This is a genomic window from Streptomyces sp. CG 926 (genome assembly GCF_003148825.1).
Taxonomy (GTDB): domain Bacteria; phylum Actinomycetota; class Actinomycetes; order Streptomycetales; family Streptomycetaceae; genus Streptomyces.
The window spans coordinates 138,183-144,182 of sequence record NZ_QGGZ01000017.1 but is presented as its reverse complement, the minus strand read 5'-3'; the positions used below and the strand labels follow the sequence as shown (position 1 = coordinate 144,182).

Annotated in this window: 4 protein-coding genes; 2 read left to right on the top strand and 2 right to left on the bottom strand. The window is 71.4% G+C overall.

What is annotated here, in order from left to right:
• Positions 1-962: 962 nt before the first annotated feature.
• Entirely contained in the window at positions 963-2,210 is a 1,248-nt protein-coding gene (locus BCL76_RS34800; protein ID WP_109783377.1) for an FAD-dependent monooxygenase, read from the bottom strand.
• A gap of 82 nt (positions 2,211-2,292) precedes the next feature.
• Here BCL76_RS34800 and BCL76_RS34795 point away from each other — a divergent pair, with 82 nt between their 5' ends.
• Together BCL76_RS34795 and BCL76_RS34790 are read left to right on the top strand one after the other, a co-directional pair.
• Entirely contained in the window at positions 2,293-2,895 is a 603-nt protein-coding gene (locus tag BCL76_RS34795) for a TetR/AcrR family transcriptional regulator C-terminal domain-containing protein (protein ID WP_181382864.1), read from the top strand.
• A gap of 210 nt (positions 2,896-3,105) precedes the next feature.
• A complete protein-coding gene (locus tag BCL76_RS34790; RefSeq protein WP_258310083.1) occupies positions 3,106-3,336 on the top strand; it encodes a hypothetical protein in 231 nt (76 codons plus the stop codon).
• 371 nt (positions 3,337-3,707) lie between these two features.
• On the opposite strand, the gene BCL76_RS34785 is transcribed toward BCL76_RS34790, so the two are convergent.
• Positions 3,708-5,699: a DUF11 domain-containing protein gene (locus BCL76_RS34785; protein ID WP_109783375.1), complete on the bottom strand. Its 1,992-nt coding sequence runs from the start codon at positions 5,697-5,699 to the stop codon at positions 3,708-3,710.
• Positions 5,700-6,000: the final 301 nt, after the last annotated feature.

Sequence of the window (6,000 nt, the reverse complement as noted above, 5' to 3'; positions counted from 1 at the left end):
CCGATGCGACAAACTCGCCATCTCCTACCAGGCCGCACTCCACCTCGCCGCCATCCTCATCTGGGCACGGCGATGACCAAAGAGACAGAACCTAGGCCCCATCCCGCAGACCGAAGAGCCTTGACGCCGACACCGCGCCACTGACCGAGAGGTACGGCCGGCGCGAGTACAAACGTCGTCGGTCCTCCCGCGGGATCTGCGTCGAGCACGCCCACGCCGAGTACCCCCAGTGGCGTCCGCTCCAGCGATACACCGGGCGACATGACACCTACGGCGACACCCACGCAGCGATCGTCCGCCTGGTCTCCGACCGCGCCACCAGGCGCACTGCCGTGAGCACGGGGTCATCCAAGACCGCAGCGTACGTCCCGACAGCGGTCCTGTAGGGGGGCCGCGGCCGACCGCTCTCTGGCCGCAGCACGGGCCCGCGGCATGCCAGTCGCTGTCGGTGAAGCCGCCCACGTACCGGCCATCACCATGCGCGGCTCCGCCAGCTGTTCCTCCGCGGCCTCACCACCGAAGCGGCAGCCCTCGACCCCGCCGAAGCAGGCACCGGCTCCGCCGTACGCACCGCGCTGACCCTCTCCGCGGCGTACTCGGCAGCCGTCGGCGGCGCCCGTACGAGCGCGCTCGCGCTGCTCGACGAAGCCGACGAGACCGTCGAACGCCGCCCGCTGGCCCCCGGCGGACTCTTCACCGTCGATGACACCCTCCGCGCCCCCGACGAGAGCGTGGAGATCGCACGAGGCCTGAACATCGCCCTCATGCCGACCGCTGAACGCCGCGCCCGCGCCCGCGCCCGGACCGACACAGCCCGCATGCGGCACGCCCTCGGCAACGGACCACAGGCGTTCGCCGCACCGCGCCGCGTCGGGCAAGAGGCTGCTGGCAGAGCGTCCGGCTCCTGTCGCCGACCGGCACGCGTCCACGATGTCCGCTCCCGCGCGCGGCGCGGGGGCGGCTCAGGTGGCGTGGGCGTCGGCGTAGGCAGGCAGCTGCCAATCGCCGCCGCGGTCCGCCTTGGAGAACCGCGCGACCAGGTCGGGGATCCGGAAGAAGCAGGCCAGCGCGGTGGCGTTCCGGAAGGCGCTGATGGCGTGTTTGTTCAGGGGCATGCCCACGCGCAGGATGCGGGGGTTGACCTCGCCCTGGATCTCATCGACGAAGGGCCGTAGGACGCGGTCGTAGTTTGCCAGCGCGGTCGGCAGATCGTCCGCGTGCCGGTTGATCTCGCCGGCCAGGACGTACGCGCCGACGAGCCCACCGGAGATGCCCATGCCGCTGTACGGGGAGGCGCAGTGCGCGGCGTCACCGGCCAGGGTCACCCGGCCCTTGGACCAGCTGTCGATGCGCACCTGTGCGATCTCTTGGGAGTAGAAGAACGGGCTGTCCTGCATGCCTTCGATGAAGCGATCGGTCTGCCATCCGGCGTTCCGGAACCGGTCGGCCCAGAACTTCTGCTGCTGCTCGACGGGCGCGCGGTGGATCGCGGACGCTTCCGCCGACTCCTCGCGCATCACGAAGTACACCTGTGTCTCGGTCGCGTTGTGGCTGCGCCGCATGATCTGCCGGCCGCCCGGGACCATGTAGGTGTCGCGGATGTTGCTGTCGGAGGCGATGCGCGGCACGAACCAGTAGGCCGTGTGGATGCCCACGCGCCAGTACGGGTCGAGGCCTTCCGGCAGCAGGGCTCGGCGGGTGCGCGAGCCTTGCCCGTCGGCGCCGATCAGCAGGTCGTACTGGTCGGAGGTCCCATCCGAGAAGTAGGCCGTGACCCGGTCCGCGTCTTGGACGAAACCGTCGACGCTCTTGCCGAAGACGTATTCGGTGTCGTCCTTGGTCGCGTCGTGGAGGATGCGCACGAGGTCGCCGCGCATGATCTCGTACTCCGAGGTGAGGGTCTGGCGGCCCTTGCCGGAGGTGTTCGCCATGATCGTCGCCTTCGGCTTGCCGCGGTGGTCGACGAAGGCCACGCCCGCCTCGTCCACCAGACGGCTGCGCACCGCCTCCAGGAGCCCCATGCGCTCGATCGCCTCGATGCCCTGCCCGCGCAGGTCGACCTGCGCGCCGGTGGCGCGCAGCGCCGGGAAGCGCTCGACGACCGTCACCCGGTGACCGCCGCGGGTGAGCCAGAAGGCCAGCGCCTGCCCCGCGATGCCGCCGCCGGCGACGAGGATCTGCAGCGAACGCTTCGCGATCTTGTGCGCCATGCCGACTCCCCGCTCAAAATCTATCAGTGATTGATTCCTTCTCAGAGTCATCTATCACCGATAGAATGTCAACGTGACCAAGATGAACCGTGGGACCGTCGTCGCAGAGGCATTGGATCTGCTGGACGAGGTGGGCCTGGAAGCCGTCAGCACTCGGCGGCTGGCCAAGCGCCTCGGCGTCGAGCAGCCGTCGCTCTACTACCACTTCAAGACCAAGAAGGACCTCCTTGCGGCCATGGCCGAGGTGGCCATGGCCCCGCACGCCGACGCGCCGCTGCCCTCCCCCGAGAGTGACTGGCGCGAGTGGTTCCTGGAGAACTCCCGCAGCTTCCGCCGCACGCTCCTGACGCGACGTGACGGCGCCCGACTGCACGCGGGCAGTACCCCGACCCGGGACCTCGACCGGATCCGCAGCAAGATGGCCTTCCTGGTCGGCTCCGGCGTGCCGGAGCGAGACGCGCAGATGGCCATGCTGGCGGCCGGCCGCTTCACCGTCGGCTGTGTGCTGGAGGAGCAGGCGGCCGTTGACGCGCCGCACAGTGAAGACCTGCCGGATGACGTGCCTGCAATCGATCACGAAGAGGCATTCGAGGCGGGCCTCGCGCTCATCCTCGGCGGCCTCGAACGGCACACCGCGGGGGGAAGGGGGCCTCGCGAGCGGGCGAGCGGCCCGACTCCGCCGTGACGAGTTCTTCCTGGCGCGGTTCGCCGACAAGGCTGACGCGGAGAAGGATCCGCGCTTGGAGCCGGAGCTGGTGGCAGGCGCAGACCGGTGAGGGTTTGCGTCCGGTCCGGTCGAGAGCGGCGATCGAGACTCGTCCTCGTCGAGATACGCCCCCACCGCGCTGATCGGCCCGTGAGGGTGTGGGCGAACCTCGTACGGGGCTCTCGTGCGGTGGCCGTTCACGGCGAGCGGGTTGCCTTCTACGGCGGCTACGGCGAGGAGCGAGACCGACTCTCCCTGGGAGAGCTCACCGATACGTCGGTCGAGCCGACGGCCATCGGCCTGCTCACCCTGCCCGACGGCCCTGCCCCCAGCCGCCGGCTGGTCGTCGGCCGAGGGAGCAGGATCTACGTCCAGGCCGAGCCGTTCACCACGTGGGGCGTGTTCGACCTCAGCGACTGATCCAGCGGACCGTGTCGTCCCGCAAGGAGTGTGCCGCGGCGTGGCCGGCGAGAGTCCGGCGGGATGTTCCCCGGCTCGGTCCACATCTTCGACGACCCCACCCTGGCCCGTCAGGTCACCCGCGGCACCCCCGCATGAGACTGAGCTCGTCCTTCCGTTCACGATCGGGCGGGGCGCGACCCTCGATCTGCGCGCGGACCGGGCGGGGCGGTGGTCGGCCGGATGGCGGGTCGACGGAAGCGACGTCGTCAGTCCTGTGCGTGATTCCTCCGCCGTGCCTTGGAATCGGCGAAGTCTGTTCGCGCGGCGCCCCGGCGCCGGCCGGGGTTTCGCCCGGCCGGCGCTGGTGGCGGTGCGCGGTTGGCTGTCCGTCAGGGGCAGCTGATGCGGGTGTCGCCGGTGTCGGTGGTGCAGGTGTCGAAGCCGGAGCCGCCGTTGGCGGTGTCGTTGGCGCTCACGCCGTCGGTGGTGGTCAGGCGGTCGTTGCCGTAGTAGCCGGTGAGGACGTCGTTGCCGCGGTCGCCGTTCATGGTGTCGTCACCGAAGCCGCCGTCGAGGTTGTCGTTGCCCGGGCCGCCGTAGACGGTGTCGTTGCCGTAGCCCGCACGTACGGTGTCGTTGCCGGAGAGCGCGCAGATGACGTCGTTGCCGTAGCCACCGGTGAGGGTGTCGGTGCCGGACGTGCCGACGATCGTGCAGCCCCGGGCGTTGTTGACCGAGGTGGTGGCGGCGGCGCTGTTGTCGCCGGTGTTGGGGTCCTTCGGGGAGCCGGTCACGGACGCGGTGTCCCGGAGGGTGCCGGTCGTGCGCGGTTCGGCGGTCACGGTGACCGTGGCGCTCGCGCCGGGGGCCAGGCTGCCCAGGGCGCAGGTCGCGCCCGTCGCGGTGGTGGTGCAGGTGCCCTGGGAGGGTACGGCCGAGATCAGGGTGCCGCCGGCTCCGGAGAGGGAGTCGGTCAGGGAGACGCCCGTCGCGGTCGCCGTGGAGGAGGCCGCGTTGGTCACCCGGACCGTGTACGTCGCCTGGTCGCCGATGCTCACCGTCGTCGTACCGGACTTGGTGACGGACAGGTCCGCCGACTGCGGCGGGGGCGTGGTGTCGCCACCGCCGAGGTAGCGGGCCACACCGCGGTCGGCGGCGAGGCTGTTGGCCTGGCCGACGACCCCGCCGGCGACGATCTTCCCGTCGGGCTGCAGGGCCACTTGGGAGGCCTGCTCGGAGGGGCCGCCGAAGTCGGTCGTCAGCCGGCCGTCGCCGTCGAAGGAGGTGTCCGCGGTGCCGTTGGTGTTGTACCGGGCCAGCGCCCAGTCGCCCGCGTACCGGCCCGCGACGACGATCCGGCCGTCGGACTGCAGGGCGACGTCCGCGGCGTCGGCGCTGTCCGGTCCGAAGGTGGTGGTGACCCGGCCGGCGCTGCCGAACGTCGGGTCCAGGGCGCCTCCGGCGGTGAATCGCGCCAGCCCGAAGACGTTGCCGTCGCCGGTCGCTACGACGATCCGGCCGTCGGGCTGCAGGGCCACGCCCCGGGCCCTGACCCCGAAGCCGGGGGTCGCCCTGCCGTCGCCGTCGAAGGTGGGGTCGAGGCTGCCGTCGGTGTTGTAGCGGGCGAGCGTGACGCCGCCGGGGCCGGCCCCGGCGACGACGACCCGGCCGTCGGGCTGTAGGGCCAGGTCGGCGGCCGAGGCGAAGGTTCCGCCCGGGAAGGTGGTGACGGCCTTGCCGTCGCCGTCGAAGGTCGGGTCCAGGGAGCCGTTGGCGTTCCAGCGGACCACGACCCAGCTCGCGAGGCTCTGGCCGGCCGCCACGATGCGGCCGTCGGGCTGCACGGCCACGGTCATGGCGGTCTCGATCGCGTCCGGGTCGATGTCGGTGACCGCCCTGCCGCCGGTGCCGAAGGTCGGGTCGAGACTGCCGTCGGGGTTGTAGCGGGCGGCCACCCAGTCGCCGTAGCCGGCGATCGAGGTGGACCCGCCGACCGCGATGATCTTGCCGTCGGGCTGCAGGGCCAAGGCCCTGGCCTCGTCGTTGTTGAAGTCGAAGTCGGTGTTGACGATGCCGTCGCCGCCGAAGGTCGTGTCCAGGCTGCCGTCGGCGTTGTAGCGCACCAGCACGAAGTCGCCGCTGGTCTCGTCGAAGTAGCCGTCGCCCACCGTGATGATCTTGCCGTCGGGCTGGACGGCCATGCCCGAGACGTTCTCGTAGCCGGTCACGTCCGTGACGACCTTGCCGTCGCCGCTGAAGGCGGGGTCCAGATCGCCGGGAGCGGCCGAAGCCGCCGTGGGCAGGCCGAGTACGAGCGCCAGGGCGGCGGCGCCGGCGGCGCCTGCGCGCCGGACCCGGCGCCGCGGGGAGTGCTGGGGCATGCGCGAACCACTTCCGTCCGTCGGTTCCTCGGGTGCCCAGCTTTCTGGGACACCGGGTCGGAACGGGGCCGCGGCGGGCCGGGGCTGCGCCCACTGGACCGCCGTGTTCCACCCCAGGAGTGACGGACCGGTCATCCGAACGGCCCGCCTGGGGGCGTCGGGAGGGCCTGGCAGGCTTGCGCGGTGATCGTCGAATTGGCTCCTCTCTTCCTGACCTGGGACGACGTGGACCCCGCCCGTCAAACCTTCAATGGCGCGTCCATAGCGCGGACGGTGCGCTCGCTCGGCCCGGCCCGGTGTG